Here is a 22,795-nt window from a genome sequence, read left to right on the forward strand (position 1 = left end):
GGATATTCATATCACCATCAGAGCATCCACCTATGACAGAATTGTGCGGATGGTGAAAATCTCCGCACGACCAGAACTGTTGGAAGTTTTATCATTAATTAAACAGGGAAAACTCTATAAAAAAGTACATGACTAACTTCCGCCAATTTAAAAACCAGAGATACATAAACTTATGCTTAGATACTTAAAAATTTGCTTGCAATCGAGAATGTTTTGTATGAACGGTGCATATTTCAAGCTCAATGGAGCAAATGGCAAGTTTCTTTCATATGAGATTATCTATATCATTCACTGTTGATATTTTGATATATAAAATCGATATTGAATGCAATATAGGCAAGGAACCTTGTTTGAATTTCGCAAAATAAATAAGATCCAAGCATGGATATTTCTTCTAATATGGCCATGGGTGAATATCTTTATCGTCTCTACTACACTTTATTCACTTGAGTCACTAACCCCCCACCTCTTCCTGTTGGCTACAGCTAAAATATGGGGAACATTTATTTTATGTCACCTTCTTTTCATTTTTATTGAAAACCTTCCCAACAGCCCTCTACGATTGTTAAAAGAAAAACACATTTACTTACTTAGACCAATTGTAGTCATTTTTCTATTTATAAGCATTGCACCGATCGTAGAACCCCCATTAACTTTCAAAGTACCTGACATTAAAATATTACCATTGGCGATAATGCTACTTGAATCGACAGTTTATATTTTTGCCATATATATATTTCAACAGCAAAGTTTCTTCTATCGCTCGCAGCTTCATGCACAACAGGCAGAGCTACAAATACTTAAAATGCAATCAAATCCTCACTTTCTATTTAACACTCTAAATTTGATTGCATCAGAAGTCATTCAGCGCCCATCAAAAGCTAAAGAGCTCATTTACAGCCTTTCCGATTTATTGCGCGACACAATCAACTTAACCAAAACCCAATGGATAACTATTGAGGAAGAACTAAGATTAATCGAGTTATACCTCTTGCTGCAGCAAAAGCGCTTTGAGGATCGATTCACCTTTGATATTGACTGCCCACAAAATTTGAATGGAATGAATATACCTTCATTACTATTAATGCCAGCTGTGGAAAATGCCATAAAGTACGGTATTGCACCCTACGCTAGAAGTGGGCATGTGAGTGTAAATGTGGAACTAAATAATAGCTACATAGAAGTGGAAGTTCAGGATACAGGGGCATGCTTTGATGACAAGAATATCACTTATGGTGAAGGATTACGTATTCTAACTCAAACATTAAGAGTCAACTTCAGTGACAACCACGCCCTTAAGCTAAATTCAAGCGGTGAAGGAGCAAGTTTGAAAATTCGCTTCCCACAAGTAAATTCATCCATAACCCCGCAGGCTGAAAATGGCGAAAATGAATACTAAAAAAGTAATTATTGTCGATGACGAACCTGCAGCAAGATCCAATCTAATAGAAGTAATCAACACCTTCGATGAATTGAAAGTTGTGGCGCAAGTAACTGATGGGAAGTCAGCAATAAAGCAGATCATAACCAAAAGCCCTGATATCGTATTCCTTGACATTGAAATGCCAGAGGTGAATGGCTTCGATGTGGCTAATGCAACTCAACATATAAACTATCAACTTGTCTTCCTAACAGCCTATCAGCACTATGCCCTGCGTGCGTTCGACACAAATGCAATTGACTATTTGACAAAGCCTGCTCATCCAGAATTAATAAAGAAAAGCATTCGCAAGATATTACGGCAAGAGATGTATGCCTTAGGGCAACAGACGTCTTCGACAAGCGGAAACCGATTGGTTTTGAGTGATTATAATCAAATGAAGATATTTGAATATGACCAAATTAACTATATCGACAGTATCGGTCGTTATCGTCGCATCCACCTTACCGAGACAGGAGTTAAATCTCACAATACAAATACCATTATTTCAGATATGACTCTTGACAGTTTCAATGAGCAGCTGCCTAAGGAAACTTTTTACCGATTACATCGAAGCTACATCATTAACAGCCATAGAATCCTTGAATTAAAGTTACAGTCACGACGCCACTTTGTCCGGCTTTCCGGAACAGATACACTTATCCCAGTATCTCGCAGTTTTCTATCCATCTTAAAGGAGAGTATTAAAGTCTCAGCTAGCTCTCTAATTGGGTAATAGATGGCTCTAAGTAATCCCACAAATACAGCTATGAAATTACTCCGAGCCTTCATAATCCCAGAAACCTACATGTTCTTTTCAAGGAAGCTAATGATCGACCCAAAAATAGCTCTATGGTGCTCACTATCAGTAGGACCATGAGCCATTTCTGGATATAGTTTCCACTCATAGTCCTTATCAAACTTACTTAACATCATATTCATGCGGTACATATGTTCAACATCAACAGTTTCATCCTTCTCACCATGAATAATAAATACAGGCCTTTGAAGGTTTTGTGCAAGATATACCGGTGAAATGTCCTTTAGCTTGCCATAGTCTTTAACAGTATCTCCAACATTCTCCAGCAACCACTTACTTTGAGCCTCAGTTGCATAGGGTGAGTTCAGGTAGAGGTTAACATCTGTGACACCGGCCACACTGACTGCACAGCGGAACAATTGCTGGTGTTTAATAGCCATCATTAGTGCAGCATATCCACCATAACTCATTCCAACAGAACAAATTTCCGAAGACAAAATATCGCTTCGGTTACTTACCACCTTTGTTGCTTGAAATATATCTTCAAGCATTAAGTTACCCCACTGCTGAACACCCGCTTCCTCCAGCTCAGTTGAATAACCACTCGATCCTCGATAATTCACCCTTAAAACGGCATAATTATTCGCCACAAAGAACTGTGTATAGTAGTCAAAATACTGATGGTCAAAAACGCCAAGAGGACCACCATGTGGCATAACTATAAGAGGGAATGGCCCGTTACCTTTTGGCATGGTCAATATATAGGGAATATCCAATCCCTCCACTTTAACCTGGTCGTGGTATTGGCGACTCTCAAGCTGATCATTTAAATGTGGAAATTTTGAGGCCACTAGCTGGTCAATTTTCTGGTTTTTCCTGCTAAGGAAATAACGTCCTGGCTGGCCGTGGCTCTCACTATAGTATAGCTCTATAGTACTATCGAGGCTTCTTCCTACTGTTGTTTTTAGTAGACTCGCCATGCCATTTTTCTCTTGTCTATCCTCATCAATATATTGATATTCTAACCGTCCATTATGAACGACTTTTACACCAATCAACTCCCCTGTCGATTGCTCTATTACCAGATCGATAATATCGTAGCTATCAGATCGATAAGCTATGCTCTGTTCTCCACTAGTGAAATTGCAGCGGTAAACTACCCGATCTTTCTCCGAATTAGTATCTAAACAAAAGTAAGTTCCAGACTCCGGACTTATAGATACCGGTATAAGGATTCCATGCTCTGCTCCGGGGGCGGGCTCCTCTTCCAACTCTTCTTCAGACCAACTCTTTATTGGGCCGGTAGAGTGTCCATCAACAACTTTACTCAGATGAAGCTTGCTGTCATTGAAAAACAAAACTGACTTTGGCTGGCCTGATGAATCAAAAAACCAGCGTATCGCATACCCTTCAACTGAAGCCACTTCATTCTGAACTGTAAACTGGCCTCCATCTTTTCGTAAAAGTTTACTTGCTTTCTGTTTAAATCGGTTAAGCTTAGATACGTCAATACTGTATACCTTGGAGTAAATCCCACTTTTTGCATACAGAAAATGGCCCGGCCTGTTTGGCAACGCATGGACCAACCAACCCGGCGTTTTTACCTCAAATATTTCTGGAGGCTGGCCTTCGGAGCCTGAGACATCAAGCACTAGCAGTCGATATGCTGGCTTGGTATCTAGTAAATTTTTAACACCCTTCTTGACTTCCTTAAACTGAGCAACAAGATATTTTGGGCCAACCCAACGGATAAATTGAATTGATGCGTCCCTGGATGTCAATGTTTCGAGATCAATCAGGGTATGACTAGACCCATCTTCACGACTCCAAATATCTAACTTTTGACTAGTATCACTCTGCTTAATGGACGCTACCAATCTTCCATCTGGACTGACTTGTGCTGTTATAGTATCAATCGATTTAAAGTAGCTTTCTGCTGGCATTGCTACTACTGGACCAATTTTCACCAGAATGCACAACAAAACCAATAAAGTCCCTCGAAAAAAAACAATCATTGGTTTATCTCCAAAGGACTTAACCAACTTTGCAAGAATTCATCTTGTACTCCCGCACCAGATACCAGAGGATACAACTCAGTTAATGAATTTATAGCTTCTTGAATTCCATCTAAATCTGTTGCTATTCGATTTTTGAAATAGACCTCTACCGTATCTGACTTTCTTTGCTTACCTATAAACAAGCTACCAATATAATTTGTTTTTTTAGCTTCCACATGAAAACGCCAAGTACGCTGCTTAGCAGTATCTAGCTTGTAGGGAAGATTGAAGTAAGGTGCATTTATTTGGGTAATTTGGTACAGGCCAGCTGGGACTGTCATCAGGTAAAAACCTTCGGACTTATCCTTAAGGCTGACTTTATAACGACCTTTCTTTCGCAGTTTATATTTTTGCCCACTCAGCAGGTATTTATTTCCATTAGCGTACATCTTAGCAAACTCAATTGAGGGCGCAGTACCCCCTACATCTAGCTTAACCAAAACATACCCACGCCCGCCCTCTAACTCAGGTGGACTATCATAGGGTACCAATGACAGTGTCCGAGCAATTACTGATTCAGACACAAGGATTGCCGCAAATATTATGCCTTTAAGAAGAGTATCTACTCCACTTACCTGATAGCCTACCGGCATCACGCTTCTAAAATTTAGTGTCAAAATAACACTTCCATATGTTTATTTATAAATGAGTGACAACGTTTTGAATACTATCTCAGAGCCAAATGCAATACAATTGGCAAGCTTTGGTCCAAATTATGGAGAATAATATGTCAGGGATGAACCCTCTCAGGTACGTTAAGTCTTGCCCACTTCTTTTAGCGGTCTGTTTATTATTTCTACAAGGTTGTGCGGGACAAGTTAATATGCTACCAACATTGAAAGAAGACGTCCCTATTAGCGAACAAGATGGAATTGTTGTCGCTCGAATCATTAACGCCTCTGGAGTTGCCCTGCCGTTTAATCAACTCACAATTAACCCGGAAAACTTGAACGAGTCTAAATCCATAAAACCGGAACGTCTCCTTGCGGATCGACCAAAGCTAAATGGTACAACGGTATTTGCCTCTTCTGTCAAACCAGGGAATTACTCTATTAGTAGCATTCGGGCGTTCTATTCAAACGGTAATGGATGGTACAGCCGTTTCGTAAGTGCAGATGAGAAGCTGGGGACCTTTTCAGTTACGCAGGGTGAGGTCACTGATCTTGGTACTTTGATCTATTATCCAAAGCCACAAGGTGATAGATACCTTGACCTTTTGATTCGCGCGCCTGAATCAAAAGAAGGGGAGGTAATTGCAAAACACTTTCCGTTCATAAAATACGATCCTCAATCAATCAACGGGTGGCATATCGATGAAAATGATGAAGAGCGTGAGTCAGCTTATATATCCATAGCACAGAATCCTCTGACATACAGCGAAGAGTATATTTCTCCTGATAATTCCATCTACTTTCTTGGAAAGGTCGGCGTATTTATGAAACGTACTCCCGACGGGGGCTGGGAGCTTGATGCTGTTGACACCAATCATGAACTAACGGCTATCGCACAAAACAATCATGGTGATCTAGTAGTCGGGGGGAGTGAAGGCGCCCTATTCTGGCGCTCTGCTAAAGGGGATTGGCTAGACATATCATTGGAGCATAATACTCACATTGAAAACCTGAGACTTCTTGATACAGGAGAGATAGAACTTCTAGTTACTCGCGACTTTGAAGTGAATATTTATAGAGGAGTAGTAGCAAATTCACAAGTAAAGTGGAAACTTTTGAATCAATACTCCTCAAGATCAGGTCAAGGATGGAAGCATATTGCGGAAGTAAAAATAGGGGAAATGAAAGCCCACACCAAGAGTGACCAACATATATACAATACAACTATTTTTGAATTCAACGGCCAGAATTACATAACTGTCCGTGAGCAATCAACGTATGGAAGTATTATATTTTCGCCAATCAATAGCGAAATCTTCATCTATGATCCTGAAAGTTGGATGATTGAAAAAACAGTAGATGATTTTGACCTAAATGCAATTGTTGACGCAGGCGCAGTTCAGTTAGGTGTCGAGGAAGCTGGCTTCTGGTCCTGGACAGGAAAGCCAACCTATTACAAAATTGATAAAAATGGCAACCAGGATAAAATAACTACGTATATTAAAGAATGTAAAGAGAGTAAATCTTCCAGAAATCGCTGTATAAATAGAAATTTCACATTTCGATCCGTTCCCTGGTTCTCAACTGACAATGAAGCCGTTGCGGTTGTTGGTTTTTCACAAAGTAACTTTTCCGGCAGGAATCGTGAAACAGAAACCAGAATCTTAACAACAACGGATGGCGGAAAAAGCTGGATATCTACAGACAATAAACCACCTACAGACTATTGTACCTCTATAGTTCCTCTTGTTGCCGATCGTTTATTAGTTTCCTGCGATGGTGCCAATGGTGATTTCTACGAATCAACCGACTTAGGGGCCAGCTGGAACCAGGTAAGACAACAAGATAATTTCTAGAAAAAATAAGGTGGATACAAATATCCAATGTATCCACCTTATTTTAGTTGTAAAATATACTAAAGAATGGTTTTACTATAATAGAAAAAATAGTTATTTATAGCTCAAATCTCTGTAAATCTAGCAGTAAAATGTCGTAGAACTTGTGGCTCATACTCGAAAGCTAACCCCCGCAATTCATTGGCCCGCGAGCTAAGTTCGATAATCGCATCTGCTACATAATCCATATGATCATTTGTATAGACTCTACGTGGAATAGTAAGCCGCATTAATTCTAGATCTGCTTTCTTTTGTTCACCGGTATCCGGGTCCCGCCCAAGAAGTAAAGAGCCAATTTCCACAGCCCTGATTCCCGCTTCTAGATACAGCGCATTGGTTAACACCTGTGCCGGAAACTGCTCTGATGGAATATGGGGAAGAATCTTCGATGCATCTACAAAAACCGCATGCCCACCTGTGGGATATTGAATGGGTACTCCAGCAGATCTCAATCGCTCTCCCAGATAGGCTACTTGGCCAATTCGGTAGTTCAAATAGCTCTCATCGGCAGCCTCATAGAGCCCCCGTGCCAGCGCTTCCATATCGCGACCAGCCATCCCTCCGTAGGTCACAAAACCCTCCATAGGGACGCAGCGGGTTTGTACGGCTTGAAACAGTTCCTCATTGTTTCGAATACAACAAAGGCCTCCAATATTTACCATAGGGTCTTTTTTTGCGGACATTGTCAACATGTCCCCATATTGATACATCTCGCGAATAATTTCTAAAATCGATTTTTCTTGATACCCCTCTTCCCTTTGCTTTATAAAGTAAGCATTCTCGCAATATCGAGCCGAATCAATTACCACTGGGATATCATACTTAGTAGCAATTTCATAAACTGCCTGCATATTTTTCATGGACACAGGCTGACCACCAGAACTGTTACAGGTCACAGTAGTTATAATCGCACAGACATTGTGGCTTCCGTGCTCCTCAATAGTGGAAACCAGGCGTTGTAAATCAAAGTTACCTTTCCAGTCGTATGCTGTCGTGGTATCAAAAGCACGTTTATCCACCACATTAATTGCTTTTCCTCCATTTAACTCTATATGCCCTGCCGTAGTATCAAAATGATAATTTGAAATAAATACAGGCTCCGTCCCTCCACGCACTTGGCGCATACGCTCAATCAGAGCAGGAAACAAAATTTGTTCTGCTCCACGCCCCTGATGTGTAGGAACAACCAATTTATACCCAAAAAAATGCTCTACTGCATTGCACAAATTGTAGTAGTTTCGGCTACCGGCATAGGACTCATCACCAAGCATCAAACCCGCCCATTGATTATCACTCATTGCACCAGTGCCTGAATCTGTCAATAGGTCAATATAGACATCATCACTGCGCAGTAAAAACGGATTTAATCCAGCATTATTGAGTGCAACCTCCCTATCTTTATAGGTTGTCATCTTGATCGGCTCAACCATTTTTATACGGAAGGGTTCAGGGATTCGCTTCATCACAATTATCCTAACAATACCTGCCATACTGCAGGCAATAACAATCCAATTATTATAAGTAAAGTAATTAGCATAAGAGAAACAGGACCGAATTATATTTTAATTAAAGTTAAGCCCTGTAAAACATCTAAAAACTGCAGAAATACATCAACGGGATATTGTTCCCTACTGAGATTCAGGCTCCTCTGTCAAAAATGATTGTCAAGTATTTCACTTCTTAACTTATGGTACAATAGGCTGCATTATCTATATGGCTTTTTCAGTCACTTGAGTGAACTTATTATTGGGTTCTTAGGTTCACATTTCTTGTGACCGAAAGCCACTCTGGATTTCCCAAGTATCGAGATAAAAGATTATCTAATGACAACTTAGCTCACATTTTTAAACATTGATGAACAGAGGTCCCATAATAGAAACATCTAACTTATAAATGAGGCAGAAGATACTAATTGGATCCGAGCTTATCAATTAGTGATTCTTCTGCCCCACGTCATCTCTCTTAGTTACCTTCTAATTTTGAGAGGTAAAACTGAAAAGCACGATGTGCCACTTGATGACCTATCGCCTGCCCTGCAGGTACTGAAGGCTCAAAGTGTACACCTCCCCATACACGACTGTTACCACAGTCCTCTTCAAATGAAGTCCAGGTAGGGAAATATAGATTCAAGTCAGTTTGTGGTGTTACACCAGGTTCAATCTGAGAGCTGCCAGACAGCGCAGTTACAGAATATCCCAAAGTATCGCCTTGAGGTAAAAACAAGCGGCTTGTCTCGGCATGCGCAGCACAAAAGCTAGCTGATGCGGAGGGATACTCGGGATGATCAGCTACAGGCAGATAGCTAGTCCACTGACTGGCGGGTAAATCATCCACAGTTCCCTTTCCAGCACCACCCCAAGCCGTTACAGGTTCATCCTTATAAATATACCGAACAGCAGAAAAAGGTCTTACTGAGTTATGGCGACGCTTTTCCTTCCAGATAGCAATAGCAGTATCAAAAGCTGCCATATTAGTCAGGAAGTCATAGTGTATGAAATCCATCAGGGATAAACCTTGAGATTCAGATGCAAAAACGGCAGCGAAACCTAAGCTGAATATCTTCATATCAAATAGCTCAGCTTTCATCTTCTGCTCATCAGTTAAATTCGCTGATGTAGCCAATACATCATTTACTTGCGCTACGTAACTGGGGTAGTTCCAAATTTTGGATTTAATTGGTATCGGTGAAGTGAACTCATCAGGAGATTCGTAGCTGTAGGGCGTAGTCAATGCAATTTGAGGAGTTACGAACTGCTGAACCCGAAATACGCCTGGTCGCTCCATTAAAACTGCCGGCTGCCATTTTGATGGAAAACGCAGCTTGTAGGCAGAATTAGCAGGTTTAAAGTCAGTATAATCGGCATAAGGCAAGCGATGATAAAGCTGGTTACCTTCATTACCCAACTGATTCATCCCATCATTGACACGTCCTTCCAGAACTTTTCTACCAGCATAATTTCCTATACCAATTGGTGTCGTCGTATCTTCTGAAATATTTTCAGGATCTAACCCTAGCTCAATTAGCATATCATCCCATTCAGATACCAAATGGGGAAATAAACCACTTAGTACTTTGTGGGAAGCATAGGTCAATGCAATATTCAACTCAGTATTATCTGTCGGCTCTGTCATTCGACTAATATCTGAGTAAACGCCCTTTGCTGTCGGATGATAAGGTGCTGTTGCATCAAACCAGGAGTTAGTGATAAGCGTTGTAAAACGGAGTACCAACGTCGCATCATTTGCAGCCGGAGACACTTCGAAGATTGCACAGGCTGCAGCTGGGATTATATTTTGTACCGCAACATTACAAGTTCCTAGCTCTTCAGAACTACATTTTGGAGGTAATGAAACGTCCTCTAACTGAGGACAACTGATGGCCTGCGCTTGCCAACTTGCTGACACAAATACTAATCCTATAATACTTTTTAAAGCTTTTTTATAAGTTACATCTTTTAGCATTGGATTTTCCTTTTTGCTATATCCATGTGACCAATGTAGCATCCTAACTACCGATCACTTTCTAATGATAAACACCTAAAAACACTTTAAAACAAACTGCTCGCTCCCCCCCATTTCAATTGTAAATGACCATAATTCCTGACATTCTTTTAGTGCCGACAGCACTTGCATTATCAGAACCTAAAATTCAAAACCAACAATTAAGGCAAGCTAATGAAATTACTTGCAAAGTAATTACTTGTAAAGATACCAGCTCACAGAAACAGTGATCTTTTGAGATTCAAATTATTGGCGAGCTATTTTAAAGAGCCAACAATCCATTTTTTCTTTTAACAAACTGCAAAGTCAAACAAGTTACACTTTAGCGAATATTTTTTGGATTAAAAGGGGCGCTATCCCAGCATATATTTTCTATAAACACGAGCTAGCCCAACACAAACAGCAATAAAAGTGCTAATGCAGCAGTACTTAATACTATAAATCCAACAAATTTCCATTCAATTACCTAAATTACACTTTCTACTGATATCGGATTTATTTGTCTTATTTTATGAGCACCCAAATAATTAAAGCCCACTTAACCCAAATACGGATAGCGTGGAGCTACCATCATTGCCATATATAACAGCACCAGCTATTTGATTTTATTCTACTAGAATTATATTCACTAGGAAATTACAGGCACTTACCTGACATTTCTTGAACAAGCACACTGAGTCGATCTGAACAACAAACTATCCCCTCAAAGGGAGTAAAAATAATTAGCGAGAAGAGCTTTATGAACGATAGCCTCATACTTTAGTGCCATCCCTGGCAGCACAATGTACTGTTAAACGAAGCTATAAAGGTGAAAATACTACATACACATCTGAAAGACTCAGGAAGAATCGCTTATAGCAATTTCCAGAAATAAGCCAACCAACAGTGGATTGGATTCAGCTTTATCAAGAAATATTATCTTTCGAGTGCGGGCAGCGTTAAATCTAGGAAAAATAATTTCACTCTAATTTGCAATGCTTAACATCTTTTCGACACACCACAACTTTTATACCAACTTAAAATAACAAACATTTAAAATGCTCTTCCAAGAGCTGTGTACCAATTTTTACCTGCAAGCATCTTACCCGCCTCCATTAGGTACTGAGCATCTTTAGTATCTATATATTTCTGACAAATATTGCCTATTTCACTATTTTTCAATTCGTCTGAAAGCTTACCCCAATCACTTGGGTCATTGTGAACCAGGGAGTAAAAAGCAAATGCTATTGTTCGCCAGTCTTCTCTATTATCTATTAGTTGATCAAGGCTCTCTTTCATGAATAATTCTCTTAGTAAATACTAAAATCATGTGCAGATTTAACTATAGCGATAATTATCTTCACACTTTTTACTCGCTAATATCACCGTAAACGGCGATGCACACTATGCCGAACACAGTGCGCCCAGAGGTATGGAACACTCTTTATAGGTATCGCAACACACATTTTTACAATTTACACACCATTAATATACAACCGCCATCGTTAAGCAACTCTATATCTTCGCCTGTATTGTTCAGAAAACCATGCTGCCACCCGGATGATCAAAGTTCATGTCTTCCCCTGAGACAGTTCGCACAATCTACCGGCGGACTTTTTGGCTCAAAATATTCTGTGACATTAATGGCCAAATCCTGTTGGTCTTCCTCCAACTAAAATGAAATTTTATTCACCCTGCGCTCCTTAACAAGGTCCCAACGGAAAACTTTAAACTGCTGCGATTGGCTATCATACCAGCGCTGCACACCACCAATGCACTGACGAGTAAAGTAGCAATGATCCATAACCAATCAGGCTTGTAATTGATGCCAAATTGAGACTGATAGATCAATTGAGCCGTAAGGTGAGTACCTAAAATGGCCCCCACGCTAGCAATTAAAGAAGTCAACAACCACTCAAACAGGCTTAGTTTACAGCATGCAAGGCGTGATTGACCAAAGCTGATCAGTAAAGCGTTCTTTTTACGCTCATCAGCTTCATAGCCTTTGACCGATGCACTGATCACCAACAGTGCCAGCAAAATAATCATCAAACTAAATCCAGATACCAGCTTAATAACCATCGACAAAGTATCATCAAAGCGTTGCGTTAATTCGCGAACCGAGATTAACCGCAAAGTTGGATGACGCAGCCAAAGCTCTGCCAACTGCCCCCAAGCAGTGTCGGCAAGCTCAAGGCTACCCATATAAAGAGGCGGTATTTGAAGCTGGTCCATGGTGCTTTGTGGCACATTAAACCAATAGGTGATGGAACCTTTGCCTGGTACATATTTATGACTGGCTTTGATTTCAAAGTTCAAAGATTGCCCCGCAACTTCAAACCGCAATTGATCGCCGAGCTTCAACCCCATATCGCTCATAACTTCTTGCTCCACTGATACTTGTTGCCAGTCAGCATCCCGATCTTGCCAGCGTTGGCCAATCACGGTTTGGTTGTTGTTTGCTTGCTTAATACTGAAATGCAAGCGGATAGGCTTTTGTAAGCTAGTCAAACTTTCGCTGGGGCCGGTGGCGAATTCCACCAAGGACTGACCATTGATATGGCTTAACTGCCCGTACCAAAATGGCTTTAATTGGCGAATCTTACTGCCAGTTTGCGCACTCCATTGGCGAATGTCTTGCACCTGTTGTTCATTGGCCTGGGTGATCATCAGATTACCATCGTGCTCGCGGGTATAGCCTTCCATGGTTTGACCAATGTCTTTCATCAAACTTAAGGTGAACAGCAACAAAGTGGCACACATGCCAACACCCAGAATTTGAATGGATTTGCTGAGCAAACGCTGTTTCATCATATAAAAACCAAAAGCCACGATGCCCGCTGTACGGCTCGTCACCGTAAAGCCCAACCTCAATACCAACCAAGTCAATACCACCATCAACATCAAGGTGGCCGCCATAGCGGATAGAGTCATGGCCGTAAGCAGACCGTTATCGGAGTAAACAAAGGCCACCACAGCCACACCGATTAAAGCAAATCCATATCGAGGTAATAAGTGATTCGGACTCGCCATTTGGCGAATCAACTGCGCCGGGGTTACATTGGCCATCACTAGCCAATTGGGAATTTGGAAAATCGCCAGTAGGGCTAATAACAGCGCGTAACCGCTGAATAAATCCGTCCATACCCGGGTGGCGGTTAGCTCCGCAAACTGTATCTGCATTTGCTGCAAAATTAGGTATTCCGCCCCCCATGCCAAGGCGGTTGCCGGAATTAGCCCTGCAATGACTGTTAGTAGCCATTGACCAAATGATAAAGCAAACACTTGAGGTTTATTGCTGCCCATGGCTAAACACACCGCAGCAAAGCGCTGCTGGGATAACAACTGACGTCGACCGGCTTGGTCGATAGCAATGGCAGCCATCAAAAACAACAGTACCGATGCTAAACCCACAAAATTCTCAACCCGTTGCCAAAACATCGCCAGCGGATGGCCACTGTGTTTATCATAAAACTGTGCAGTCACTAGCTCAGTAGTGGCCCACTGTTTGAGGGTGTTCAGTTCGCTTTCATCCCCCGTAAGTAAATAGCGAAAGCGGGCATTGTCTGCTTGTATCAGTGAAAGATCATCCAGGTGCACCAATGCACGCATCGCTACGGAATGGCCTTCGAGCAGACGGTCGGGTTCGTGTTGTACCAAACCTGTGAGCTTCAATTGTCCGTGTCCGATATCTAAGGATTGGCCAAGGGTGAGCTGCAGCGAAGCAAACAATCGGCTATCGACCCAGATTTCACCGGATTTAGGCCCATGGCTCAAGGATTGCCCTTGTCCATCCGTCTCAAATGCCACTTGCACTGTGCCTTGCACTGGATAAAGATCATCCACTGCTTTTAATTGAACCGCTTGCCAATGGTGATCATTGGTCAAGGTTACATTCACCAGCTGGCTCACACTCAACTGCTGCGCATACTGGTGCAACTTGCTTAGTTGTGCATCGGTTAGTGCTTGATTCTGAGAAATCACCAAATCGCTACCGAGCATTTGCTGCAAATTATTGGCTAAATAAGTTTGAATGGAACTGCTGGTTAAGCTGAGCGTTAAAATGAAAAACATCAAAGTTGCTTGGGTCCAGCGAATTAAGCGCACATCCGCTTGGTGATATTGCTGGCAGAATAATTGCCACACTAATAAAATCAGCATAATGGGCCCGCCATAGCCGCAGCTTTGTTGCGCGCCTTGACTGCTAATTTGCCTTGGCTCAATTGCAGTAAAGTATCTGCTTGCTGCGCTAATTCCATCGAGTGAGTGACCAGTACCAGCCCCACGCCGTTCTGCTGACAGCAATCAAACATCAATTGCGCGACATGCTGCGCGGTATTCTCATCTAGGTTGCCCGTAGGCTCATCGGCAAAAATAAATTGCGGCTGCATTACAAAAGCACGGGCAATGGCCACCCGTTGTTGCTCACCACCACTCAGTTGCTGTGGTTTATGATACATTCGCTCAGATAACCCTACCTTGTCGAGCCATAATTCAGCTGTGGATAATGCGTGTTTGTCACCTTTTAGTTTTAAAGGCAGAGCGACGTTGTTTAAGGCATCAAGTTCGGGTAACAAATGAAACTGCTGAAAAATAAAACCTGAGTTTTGACGCAGGTTCTTTAATAATTGTGGCTCACCGTTTTTCTGAAATCGCACTTCGCCAGAAACCGGACATTCAAGGCCCGCCATTAACAGCAATAAGCTTGATTTACCTACTCCGGAGGGCCCCACAATGGCGTAAGAACGGCCACTGTGCAGTTCAATATTTAAATCCTCAAACAGGCTGACCTGTTGTTTATCCAAGGTAAAATAATGGTCAATTTGCTTTAAGTGAATGCTACTCGACATAGTTAGTTTCTTTAAATAACTGGTTGAGTAGCACCTTAAAGAAGGAAAGGTGAAATGAAGGTGAAATCAGTAGAAATAAGTTACTAACTGGTCAGAGTACTAATAAGGAGACTTTACATTTTTGATAGCGCCGTGCTCTGCGTAAATTTTGTCCGACAACTATGATCTGTGATGCCGACTTTCTATTCTTATCAATCTTGAGCTTTTTCAGACATCATTTTCCAAATTGACCCTCCGAAATTTGAAGTCAATTGATGCCCTTACCCTAAAATTGACTTTTCATTGCCAATACCTGCAAGCCCTAAGGCTTCTCCAGTACCGCCGATATTATGGGCACCTTACATGATTACCTTGTTAAATTTATACATACGGAACGCCGCAATATACGCAATTAGTTAAAGACCCAGCAGATGCCCTGTGGCCGCGCTCCCAGAAAGGCTGAACCTTATTGCACATAGGGCAACGGCAATACCGCACCAGAACTATGATGTGTACAACGAAGACTGAAGCCATTACTGCCAACGCCAAATCAGTGGCGTGGTTTCCGCCGAGCTTCATTGCTAGAGTAAAACCAATGATAAGGCCGACAATCTCAAGGCAGGAGATTAACCTAATACGGCGCTTATTAGCCTTCCATTTCTCGATAGAACTCACGCGCTCTCCTGGAATTTAACGCTTGCCGCACAGGCGAGTAACTTGTTGCGAATCCAGCGCACTACGTGCGCGCTTGTGCCGGCTCTTGTATGATTGTTCTTGTCTGATTCTGATCTTGAAAATCCTTTTCGTTAACGGGTAAATTGAGACCCACTTTCGGCGGCCACCGAAGGCCTTGTTTATCACAGTTCGCTGCCTGGCCGGTTCATAAAAGACCGATAACAAGTATGAACGTGATAAGCACTCACTAGGCATAACTCGGATAGTCATGTGGGCCTCGAGCCCGAATAGCAAGGTGGAGATAGCTTATCTTATGGAACCTCAAGAGATCAATGTCGGTATCGATACCAGCAGTAAACAACTCGATATTTATGTGAGACCTACTGGCCAGTTTTTTAGTGTTGCCAATGATAAAAGTGGCATTAAGGATGCCATTAAACAACTTCAACCTCTTAAACCTCAAAGAGTATTAATAGAGTCTACGGGAAGACTCGAGTTAGAGTTTGTTTGCGCCGCCGACAAAGCAGAATTACCTATTGTTGTTTGCAATCCTTCTCAGATAAGAAGCTTCGCTAAATCCGCAGGGCGTCTCGCCAAAACCGACAAGCTAGATGCAATGGATATTGCACATTTTGGTGAGGCCATGAAGCCAAGGCTGTCGGTACTAAAGCCAGAAAAGCTTAGGGAGATCAGTGACTTACTGGCGGTAAGAAGTCAGTGTTTAGAGATGAGCACAATGCAAAAGAATAGGCTTCAGAGAATGCCGAAATCAGTACACAAACCTATACAGACCATTCTAAACACCATCAAAAAAGAGCTACAAGGTATCGACAAGCAACTGGATAAACTGGTTAACAGTGTGTCTGAGTGGCGGCAAAGGCGCGACCTATTGTTGAGTGCTAAAGGGGTCGGAAATGTATTGGCTTATACGTTGATGAGTGAACTTCCCGAGCTAGGAAAATTGAACCGTAAAGAAATCGCTGCACTTGTCGGTATCGCCCCGATGAACCGTGATAGCGGCAGCTTCCAGGGAAAGAGACATATTAGGGGTGGAAGGCATCGTGTACGTACGGTTCTGTTTGTTTCCATTATGTCGGCCATACAACATCATCCCAAATTAAAGCCGATGTATAAGCGATTAGTCGACGCTGGCAAACCTAAAAAGGTCGCTCTGATTGCCTGCATGAGAAAGCAGATTACGATTCTGAATACGATGGTGAAAAACAACACCTACTGGGATGAAAGTATGGCTTAAAAACTTGACGAGTAACCATAGTCACTTGTTAGCACTATTAACACTTGAGATATTGTATATTGAAGAAATCCTATCTATTAAGTTTTCTTGTGACTGTACAAAAGCCTCTCTTATAGGAGTGATTTTTTCAGTATACCTTCCATTTAACAGAGCGATATCTTTAACCATTTGGTTGTTCAACTTGCCTAATTCTTCTGGAATTTCTTCCGTTACAGGTTTTATAGCTCTAACAGCATCAAATTTACTGTCGTAATTTGAATAAATTTCATTTAACTCAGCTTGCCACCTCGCGGACAGCGACATCATTTCTGAAAGTCTTGCGTTTGCTTCTCGCCCAAGAAAAAGTAATTCTGATACTTCTGGTGTTGTTTCGATACTAGTCAGGGCTATATGTATAGTTGACTGGGAAAGCATTAATGATCGCAGGTACATATCACTTATAGTTCGATCAGCGCGACCAATATCTAAGAGCTGGTCGTGGATATCAGATTGACTATTATAAATTTCCCTCCCTTGATTTAATCGGCCGATCATCTCATCATGTAACTGAGATTTCTGTTCTTCGATGTTGTTCACAACTTCAGATATATCTTTAACCTGATTCTTCAATTGCTGTTCGGAAATGGAGGTTGATCGGGCCTGCAAGCCTAGCCCAATGATTGCCACAATCGCCATAAATATAGCTACGATATCCCCAATGCTAATTTTTTTCTCTAATACCATATTTGTGCCCGAATAAGAGAGTGCTAACGCCCGGCATCAGCCGAGCCCAATGCGGAAGTTGCCTCGTGTTGAGTTGGGAGCGCAGCGAACCAACACAAGACAACTGGAGTGTTGGGCTTCGCGCTGAAGCCGTTTGTTAAGTGTTTTGTCTACGAAGCTCAATAAACTGTCTTGAAAACTCTTCAGCTAAATCTCTGCTCTCCGTAATTGTAATGCTCTCATTATTATATTGAGCATTACTCGTCCAGTTATATGAGCCATGTATAACTTTGCATAAATCAATTATACAGAATTTATTATGCATTAATTTTTTACCCCAAGGAGAGTTCGGGGAAACTTTCTTATATTCAATGCCTCGAGAAGAGAAATCCAAACCATACTTAGTAGTTGTATCATCATCATTCACAATGACGCGAACATTAACTCCATCATGGTGCTTTCTACGTAATTCATTGCCAATATCCCTATCGGTAAACCAAGCAACAGCTATCCAGATAGTGAATTCTGCCGACTTAATTGAGTCTATTATTTGACTCTTTATTTCTTGGAAGTGTGCGGCTATTTGAACAGGATCAGTAAGCTCTGACCCACTGATTTTAAATATACCTAGTTCATTTTTTTCAAAGAGGTAGCCATCATGCTTTATAATTTCACTAAGCTTAGAGGCCACATCGTCAGTGTTGCCAACCTTCCGGCTATCCGGAATTGCCTCAATCAACCTCTTAAATTCGGGTGTTCCGTTAACCTCTTTTAGTCTCTCGTAAGCATATTCATTTCTAGACCATGAATTAGGCAGGCCTTCGTTTGTATATTCGTCAGATAATCCAAACGCATTAAAGAATTTTATTAGATCTGGCCCCGACATATAGGGAGTTGGAGCTCCATCGCCGGTAATGTATGGCTTTATTGCATTTAGGGTAAGCTCTGAAACTTTCAATTCTGAATTCTCTCCGAACTATGAGCCTTCTGACACTTAACGCCGTGCTAAACGGCGCGCGCTTTTTGCACGTCCAGTGGAGGCCGCTTTCGGCTGGAACGGTGTTTGAGCACCTTGTTATAGGCCTTCACTCTGCAGCCCTACCTACAATTTTAAGCTGTATACCACTAGCTATTTCTATGATTGAAGAAAGACTTACTTGAAACCAATACTCATCTCCAGCTTGGTCATAAAAGCTAAAGCAGAACTCCTGTTCATCTGCATCAAAGCCACCACGAAAAGAATCTGAGTGAAACATATCATCGGATTCGATTTCGGACCACCGGGAGATTGAATGCGGTTTAGCTTTAATTTGCTTACAGATTTTTACGAATTCTTGGGATATAGGTACTTCCATTACTCGAACCCTGCTGCTCTGTAACGCCCACAGCAGGGGCGGATTACCTTGTACGCGTTTTGCGCAAAACTGGGAGCGTAGCGACCTGCGCAAAAAGTGCACAAGGTAAGACGTCCCGCGGAGGCCCGAAGGGCCGTAGCATACTGCCTGTGTTTGTTATGTGTCTCACTCTTGGTATGCATCCAATGGAACCATAGTAAAGGGCTTTTCAAATGAAAATGGTTCTAGTGCATTCAAGTTCTTAGTATTAATGAAGACGATAAAGGTATCTATACTAGGCCCAGATGAATAGGGATACAAAATAGTGCCAACAGGTAATTGACCATTGCCTTTATCTGACTGAAGTACGAACGGAGCCTGGAGCTCCAAGCTGTTCGACTCCAAAATTCGATACTTTTCCCACTTCATACCTAAGAAGAAAGATGTCGCTATCATCGAAACGAGGGCTATGAGGGAAAAAATTAATTTCATACTGGTTTACACATAACATTTATATAGTAATCATTCTGATCACTACTATCCTGATTACTATCTTGGAATCAATCTAGCGAAAAAATACACAAAATCCAAGGAGAATCAGCAAGTTATCCAACTTTCAGAACCGCTGTACCAAATGTAAAAACGATCACTTTGCCTACTATCCCCATTTTATACGATCTCTCTAACCTATTGTAATACATCAGGTTTTCAATCATTTTTACCTCTAGCCAAAAATAACAGTCAAACTGATCGAAAATCCTGATGATTCCCAGTCAAATGTTCATTAAACTGTTAATCCATACAGTATCCGGACTGTAAAAATGGACGACATCCCTATTCCGCTTCCCAAGCGGCCATCCCGCTTTATGGACCGATTTAGGACGTTTATTCGGTCTCGATATTTGGCATACAAAACAGAGAAGACATACTGTTTCTGGGTGAAAGACTTTATACGCTTTCATGGGATGCAACATCCGCAGGACCTTGGAAAGTCTGAAATAGATCAGTGGTTAAGTCACCTTGCCGCTAATCGCAATGTATCAGCAAACACTCAGAGAACGGCTTTGAATGCGGTTGTCTTTCTCTATAAGCAGTTTCTGGATATTGAGTTAGGGCAACTACAGTTCGAACAAAGCCATCGGCCTAAGCGGTTGCCTGTTACCTTTAGCCATGAAGAGGCAACTTCAGTATTAGAGTACCTTAGTGGCCCATATAAGCTTGCCGCTTCATTAATGTATGGCTCAGGCCTTAGAGTTATGGAAGCTGTGCGGCTCAGGGTGCAGGACATTGATTTTAGTGATCAATGCTTGATAGTACGGGAATCCAAGGGGGAGAAGTGGCGAAGAACACTGCTGCCTCGGTCTCTGATTAAGCCCCTCAAGGTGCAGATTGCACATGCGCTCTCTCTACATCAGCAGGATTTGGCAGAAGGCTATGGGTATGTCTATTTACCTTTCGCACTGTCAAAAAAGTACCCACACGCGGCTACAAGTGCCGCTTGGCAATATGTGTTCCCTGCTCGATTTCGATCGCAAGACCCTCGCAGCGATATGATGCGACGGCACCATATTGGTGAGCAACAAGTAAGACGGGCGGTTTCCAAGGCCGTTTCAGCCCTCAATATCCGTAAGAAGGCGAGTTGCCACACATTTCGCCACTCTTTTGCTACCAACCTCTTACGTGCTGGTACTGATATACGCAATATTCAGGAGCTGCTTGGCCACAGCAATATCAGTACAACCATGATTTACACCCATGTTATAGGCGTACATGAGCGCGGTGTTACCAGCCCTCTTGACTGATTTCAGTCCCTGGCAGCTATGCCTTTGGGTGGTAGCTGGCTTTGGGCCAAGCCTTGTTGATTTCATCTGCCTGAAGCTCTGCATTAAAGTGTTCCCAGGTAATGCCATTAATGTCAGTTTCTGCGGTAAATGTATCGGCACCATCTGATTCCCATCCTAGATGCCTAAGCGTTCCGCTTTCACAATTTGGATCATGGCGAATCGATAAGTTAACAACGGCAGTTCGCCATAAAGCATATTCATTGGGGACATGCACGCAGGGAGCAGTATTTAACCTTTTACTGTAATCGGCAACTGACTCTTCTATCTGATTAGTCGACAGTGCGATATGAATTTTATCCATGGGCCCTACCTTTATTGATACTTGTGTTGGTATCTACATTTTTAGTTACTACCACTCGCTCCAGCTTCCAGCTGCTCCTGTACCTTATCCAAATTAAAAGATCCGGGTACCTGGCTGGGTGGATATTCTTTCATAGTTTGCAAAAATTTTGATGCGAGTTGCTGCATGGGAACCAGGACAAAAGCCCTGTCTATAAACCAGTCGTTATAGGTATTCGAGTTGTGTTGGGCTTTTTCGAAAGGATCTTGCCTCAAATTGAACAATAGTGGCACTCGTAATTCAGTAAAGGGCTCTCGCCAGACTTCAAAACCCCGCCCGCGATTTTCCAGGAAAATAGCTTTCCAGGGTTCGTAGCGCATAGCTACAATTTGGCCGTCATCATTTACGTAGATAAATTCTTTTCTTGGTGAAAGTTTTGCTTTGCCGGTGAAGTAATCCATCATGTTGTAGCCATCAACATAATTTCTGTACTCGCGCCCATTGAGCTCGACCCCGTCCTTGAGCTGTTCCTTGATATTCGGATTCCCCCCGGCCGCAGCGAGGGTCGGCAGCCAGTCCTCATGGGAGACAATACCTGTCAGCGTAGTACCCGCTGGAAATTTGCCCGGCCAGCGTACAAAGGCTGGCACCCTATAAGCTCCTTCCCAATTGGAGTTTTTCTCACTACGAAATGGCGTAGTTGCAGCATCAGGCCAGGTGTTGAAGTGGGGGCCATTGTCTGTGGAATAAAACACGATGGTATTGTCGGTGATATCCAGGCGGTCAAGCACACTTAGCAGCTTTCCTACCAGGATGTCATGCTCAACCATGCCATCCATATACTCATTGCTGTTGGGGCCCGCAAGGTTTGTGTGCTCCTCTCTGACATGAGTGCGAAAGTGCATCCGGGTTGCGTTCCACCAGACAAAGAATGGGGTCTTAGCCGCGTGTGCGCGTTCGATAAAGTCGATAGCTGCCGCTAGGGTTTCATCATCGATCGTTTCCATCCGTTTCTTGGTAAGGGGGCCGGTATCTTCGATTGGTCCGCCGGCCTTGGCTTTAATCACTCCTCTGGGGCCAAACTTCTTACGGAATTCAGGGTCTTTGGGATAGTCCCTGTTCTCAGGCTCTTCCTCCGCATTCAGGTGATAGAGGTTGCCAAAGAATTCGTCAAAGCCATGGTTGATGGGCAGGTGTTCGTCCCTATCCCCTTGGTGGTTTTTACCAAACTGGCCGGTGGCATAATCCAGGCTTTTCATTACTGTGGCGATAGTGGCATCACTCTTCTGCCAACCCTCTTTGGCACCAGGAAGCCCCACTTTAGTCATGCCGGTGCGCACTGGAACATTACCCGCTAAAAACGCTGCGCGGCCTGCTGTGCACGATTGCTGGCCGTAGTAGTCGGTAAAAGAAAGGCCTTCTACCGCCAGCCGATCAATATTGGGCGTGGTATAGCCCATCATGCCGCGACTGTTGAAGCTGATATTCCAGATGCCAATATCATCTCCCCAGATCACCAAAATATTGGGTTTGGTCTGCGCGAAGAGGCTACCAGGGGAAAGGAATACAGCAGCCAGTACAACCAAAAGGAACTGTCGGAGACGGGATTGGAGGATCAGGAGCATTACACACCTCAATATTGGCAGGATCAAT

At 42.5% G+C, this 22,795-nt stretch carries 17 protein-coding genes; 5 read left to right on the plus strand and 12 right to left on the minus strand.

Going from position 1 to position 22,795, the window contains the following annotated elements:
* Positions 1-346: 346 nt before the first annotated feature.
* Complete coding sequence (locus tag ACJJI3_RS07205) at positions 347-1,399, plus strand: sensor histidine kinase (protein ID WP_444941985.1); 1,053 nt, start codon at positions 347-349, stop codon at positions 1,397-1,399.
* Positions 1,380-2,156 (plus strand): LytR/AlgR family response regulator transcription factor, encoded by a 777-nt coding sequence (locus ACJJI3_RS07210; RefSeq protein WP_444941986.1) that lies wholly within the window; start codon positions 1,380-1,382, stop codon positions 2,154-2,156. The genes ACJJI3_RS07205 and ACJJI3_RS07210 overlap by 20 nt, the downstream gene beginning before the upstream one ends.
* Before the next feature lie 68 nt (positions 2,157-2,224).
* Here the strand turns inward: ACJJI3_RS07210 and ACJJI3_RS07215 are convergent, their stop codons facing one another.
* Together ACJJI3_RS07215 and ACJJI3_RS07220 are read right to left on the minus strand one after the other, a co-directional pair.
* Positions 2,225-4,195 (minus strand): alpha/beta hydrolase family protein, encoded by a 1,971-nt coding sequence (locus ACJJI3_RS07215; RefSeq protein WP_444941987.1) that lies wholly within the window; start codon positions 4,193-4,195, stop codon positions 2,225-2,227.
* Positions 4,192-4,854, minus strand: coding sequence for a hypothetical protein (locus ACJJI3_RS07220; RefSeq protein ID WP_413665465.1), 663 nt, complete (start codon positions 4,852-4,854; stop codon positions 4,192-4,194). The genes ACJJI3_RS07215 and ACJJI3_RS07220 overlap by 4 nt, the downstream gene beginning before the upstream one ends.
* A gap of 65 nt (positions 4,855-4,919) precedes the next feature.
* Between ACJJI3_RS07220 and ACJJI3_RS07225 the strand changes: the two genes are divergently transcribed.
* Complete coding sequence (locus ACJJI3_RS07225; protein ID WP_444941988.1) at positions 4,920-6,704, plus strand: WD40/YVTN/BNR-like repeat-containing protein; 1,785 nt, start codon at positions 4,920-4,922, stop codon at positions 6,702-6,704.
* A gap of 104 nt (positions 6,705-6,808) precedes the next feature.
* Here the strand turns inward: ACJJI3_RS07225 and ACJJI3_RS07230 are convergent, their stop codons facing one another.
* The 5 genes from ACJJI3_RS07230 to ACJJI3_RS07250 all read right to left on the minus strand — a co-directional run bounded on the left by ACJJI3_RS07230 (position 6,809) and on the right by ACJJI3_RS07250 (position 15,073).
* Positions 6,809-8,206 (minus strand): tryptophanase, encoded by a 1,398-nt coding sequence (locus tag ACJJI3_RS07230; protein WP_444941989.1) that lies wholly within the window; start codon positions 8,204-8,206, stop codon positions 6,809-6,811.
* Positions 8,207-8,705: 499 nt separating this feature from the next.
* Positions 8,706-10,205: a vanadium-dependent haloperoxidase gene (locus ACJJI3_RS07235; protein ID WP_444905560.1), complete on the minus strand. Its 1,500-nt coding sequence runs from the start codon at positions 10,203-10,205 to the stop codon at positions 8,706-8,708.
* A gap of 1,071 nt (positions 10,206-11,276) precedes the next feature.
* Positions 11,277-11,522 carry a hypothetical protein gene (locus ACJJI3_RS07240; RefSeq protein ID WP_444941990.1) on the minus strand — a complete coding sequence of 82 codons (246 nt, stop codon included), beginning with the start codon at positions 11,520-11,522 and terminating at the stop codon, positions 11,277-11,279.
* A 390-nt stretch (positions 11,523-11,912) separates the two neighbouring features.
* Complete coding sequence (locus tag ACJJI3_RS07245) at positions 11,913-14,384, minus strand: ABC transporter permease (protein WP_444941991.1); 2,472 nt, start codon at positions 14,382-14,384, stop codon at positions 11,913-11,915.
* Entirely contained in the window at positions 14,378-15,073 is a 696-nt protein-coding gene (locus ACJJI3_RS07250) for an ABC transporter ATP-binding protein (protein ID WP_444941992.1), read from the minus strand. Before ACJJI3_RS07250 ends, ACJJI3_RS07245 begins: the two co-directional genes overlap by 7 nt.
* A gap of 967 nt (positions 15,074-16,040) precedes the next feature.
* On the opposite strand from ACJJI3_RS07250, the gene ACJJI3_RS07255 reads away from it, so the two are divergent.
* A complete protein-coding gene (locus tag ACJJI3_RS07255) occupies positions 16,041-16,982 on the plus strand; it encodes an IS110 family RNA-guided transposase (protein ID WP_444941037.1) in 942 nt (313 codons plus the stop codon).
* Positions 16,983-17,003: 21 nt separating this feature from the next.
* Here the strand turns inward: ACJJI3_RS07255 and ACJJI3_RS07260 are convergent, their stop codons facing one another.
* From ACJJI3_RS07260 to ACJJI3_RS07270, 3 genes are all read right to left on the minus strand, one after another.
* Positions 17,004-17,705, minus strand: a complete 702-nt coding sequence (locus ACJJI3_RS07260) for a hypothetical protein (protein WP_444941993.1) — start codon at positions 17,703-17,705, stop codon at positions 17,004-17,006.
* 136 nt (positions 17,706-17,841) lie between these two features.
* Positions 17,842-18,642 (minus strand): phospholipase D-like domain-containing protein, encoded by an 801-nt coding sequence (locus ACJJI3_RS07265; RefSeq protein ID WP_444941994.1) that lies wholly within the window; start codon positions 18,640-18,642, stop codon positions 17,842-17,844.
* Positions 18,643-18,769: 127 nt separating this feature from the next.
* Positions 18,770-19,039, minus strand: coding sequence for a hypothetical protein (locus tag ACJJI3_RS07270; RefSeq protein WP_444941995.1), 270 nt, complete (start codon positions 19,037-19,039; stop codon positions 18,770-18,772).
* An 845-nt stretch (positions 19,040-19,884) separates the two neighbouring features.
* On the opposite strand from ACJJI3_RS07270, the gene ACJJI3_RS07275 reads away from it, so the two are divergent.
* Entirely contained in the window at positions 19,885-20,820 is a 936-nt protein-coding gene (locus tag ACJJI3_RS07275) for an integron integrase (RefSeq protein WP_444942549.1), read from the plus strand.
* A gap of 16 nt (positions 20,821-20,836) precedes the next feature.
* Here the strand turns inward: ACJJI3_RS07275 and ACJJI3_RS07280 are convergent, their stop codons facing one another.
* A complete protein-coding gene (locus ACJJI3_RS07280; protein WP_444941996.1) occupies positions 20,837-21,163 on the minus strand; it encodes a VOC family protein in 327 nt (108 codons plus the stop codon).
* 41 nt (positions 21,164-21,204) lie between these two features.
* Positions 21,205-22,767 carry an arylsulfatase gene (locus ACJJI3_RS07285; RefSeq protein WP_444941997.1) on the minus strand — a complete coding sequence of 521 codons (1,563 nt, stop codon included), beginning with the start codon at positions 22,765-22,767 and terminating at the stop codon, positions 21,205-21,207.
* Positions 22,768-22,795 lie beyond the last annotated feature (28 nt).

Source organism: Microbulbifer maximicatervae (SeqCode) (assembly GCF_052466985.1).

Excerpts from the sequence above, each read along its gene's own strand:
- ACJJI3_RS07210 (WP_444941986.1), top strand. The coding sequence starts at position 1,380 with ATGGCGAAAATGAATACTAAAAAAGTAATTATTGTCGATGACGAACCT.
- ACJJI3_RS07215 (WP_444941987.1), bottom strand. The coding sequence starts at position 4,195 with ATGATTGTTTTTTTTCGAGGGACTTTATTGGTTTTGTTGTGCATTCTG.
- ACJJI3_RS07225 (WP_444941988.1), top strand. The coding sequence starts at position 4,920 with ATGCAATACAATTGGCAAGCTTTGGTCCAAATTATGGAGAATAATATG.
- ACJJI3_RS07230 (WP_444941989.1), bottom strand. The coding sequence starts at position 8,206 with ATGAAGCGAATCCCTGAACCCTTCCGTATAAAAATGGTTGAGCCGATC.
- ACJJI3_RS07235 (WP_444905560.1), bottom strand. The coding sequence starts at position 10,205 with ATGCTAAAAGATGTAACTTATAAAAAAGCTTTAAAAAGTATTATAGGA.
- ACJJI3_RS07240 (WP_444941990.1), bottom strand. The coding sequence starts at position 11,522 with ATGAAAGAGAGCCTTGATCAACTAATAGATAATAGAGAAGACTGGCGA.
- ACJJI3_RS07245 (WP_444941991.1), bottom strand. The coding sequence starts at position 14,384 with ATGCTGATTTTATTAGTGTGGCAATTATTCTGCCAGCAATATCACCAA.
- ACJJI3_RS07250 (WP_444941992.1), bottom strand. The coding sequence starts at position 15,073 with ATGTCGAGTAGCATTCACTTAAAGCAAATTGACCATTATTTTACCTTG.
- ACJJI3_RS07255 (WP_444941037.1), top strand. The coding sequence starts at position 16,041 with ATGGAACCTCAAGAGATCAATGTCGGTATCGATACCAGCAGTAAACAA.
- ACJJI3_RS07260 (WP_444941993.1), bottom strand. The coding sequence starts at position 17,705 with ATGGTATTAGAGAAAAAAATTAGCATTGGGGATATCGTAGCTATATTT.
- ACJJI3_RS07270 (WP_444941995.1), bottom strand. The coding sequence starts at position 19,039 with ATGGAAGTACCTATATCCCAAGAATTCGTAAAAATCTGTAAGCAAATT.
- ACJJI3_RS07275 (WP_444942549.1), top strand. The coding sequence starts at position 19,885 with ATGGACCGATTTAGGACGTTTATTCGGTCTCGATATTTGGCATACAAA.
- ACJJI3_RS07280 (WP_444941996.1), bottom strand. The coding sequence starts at position 21,163 with ATGGATAAAATTCATATCGCACTGTCGACTAATCAGATAGAAGAGTCA.
- ACJJI3_RS07285 (WP_444941997.1), bottom strand. The coding sequence starts at position 22,767 with ATGCTCCTGATCCTCCAATCCCGTCTCCGACAGTTCCTTTTGGTTGTA.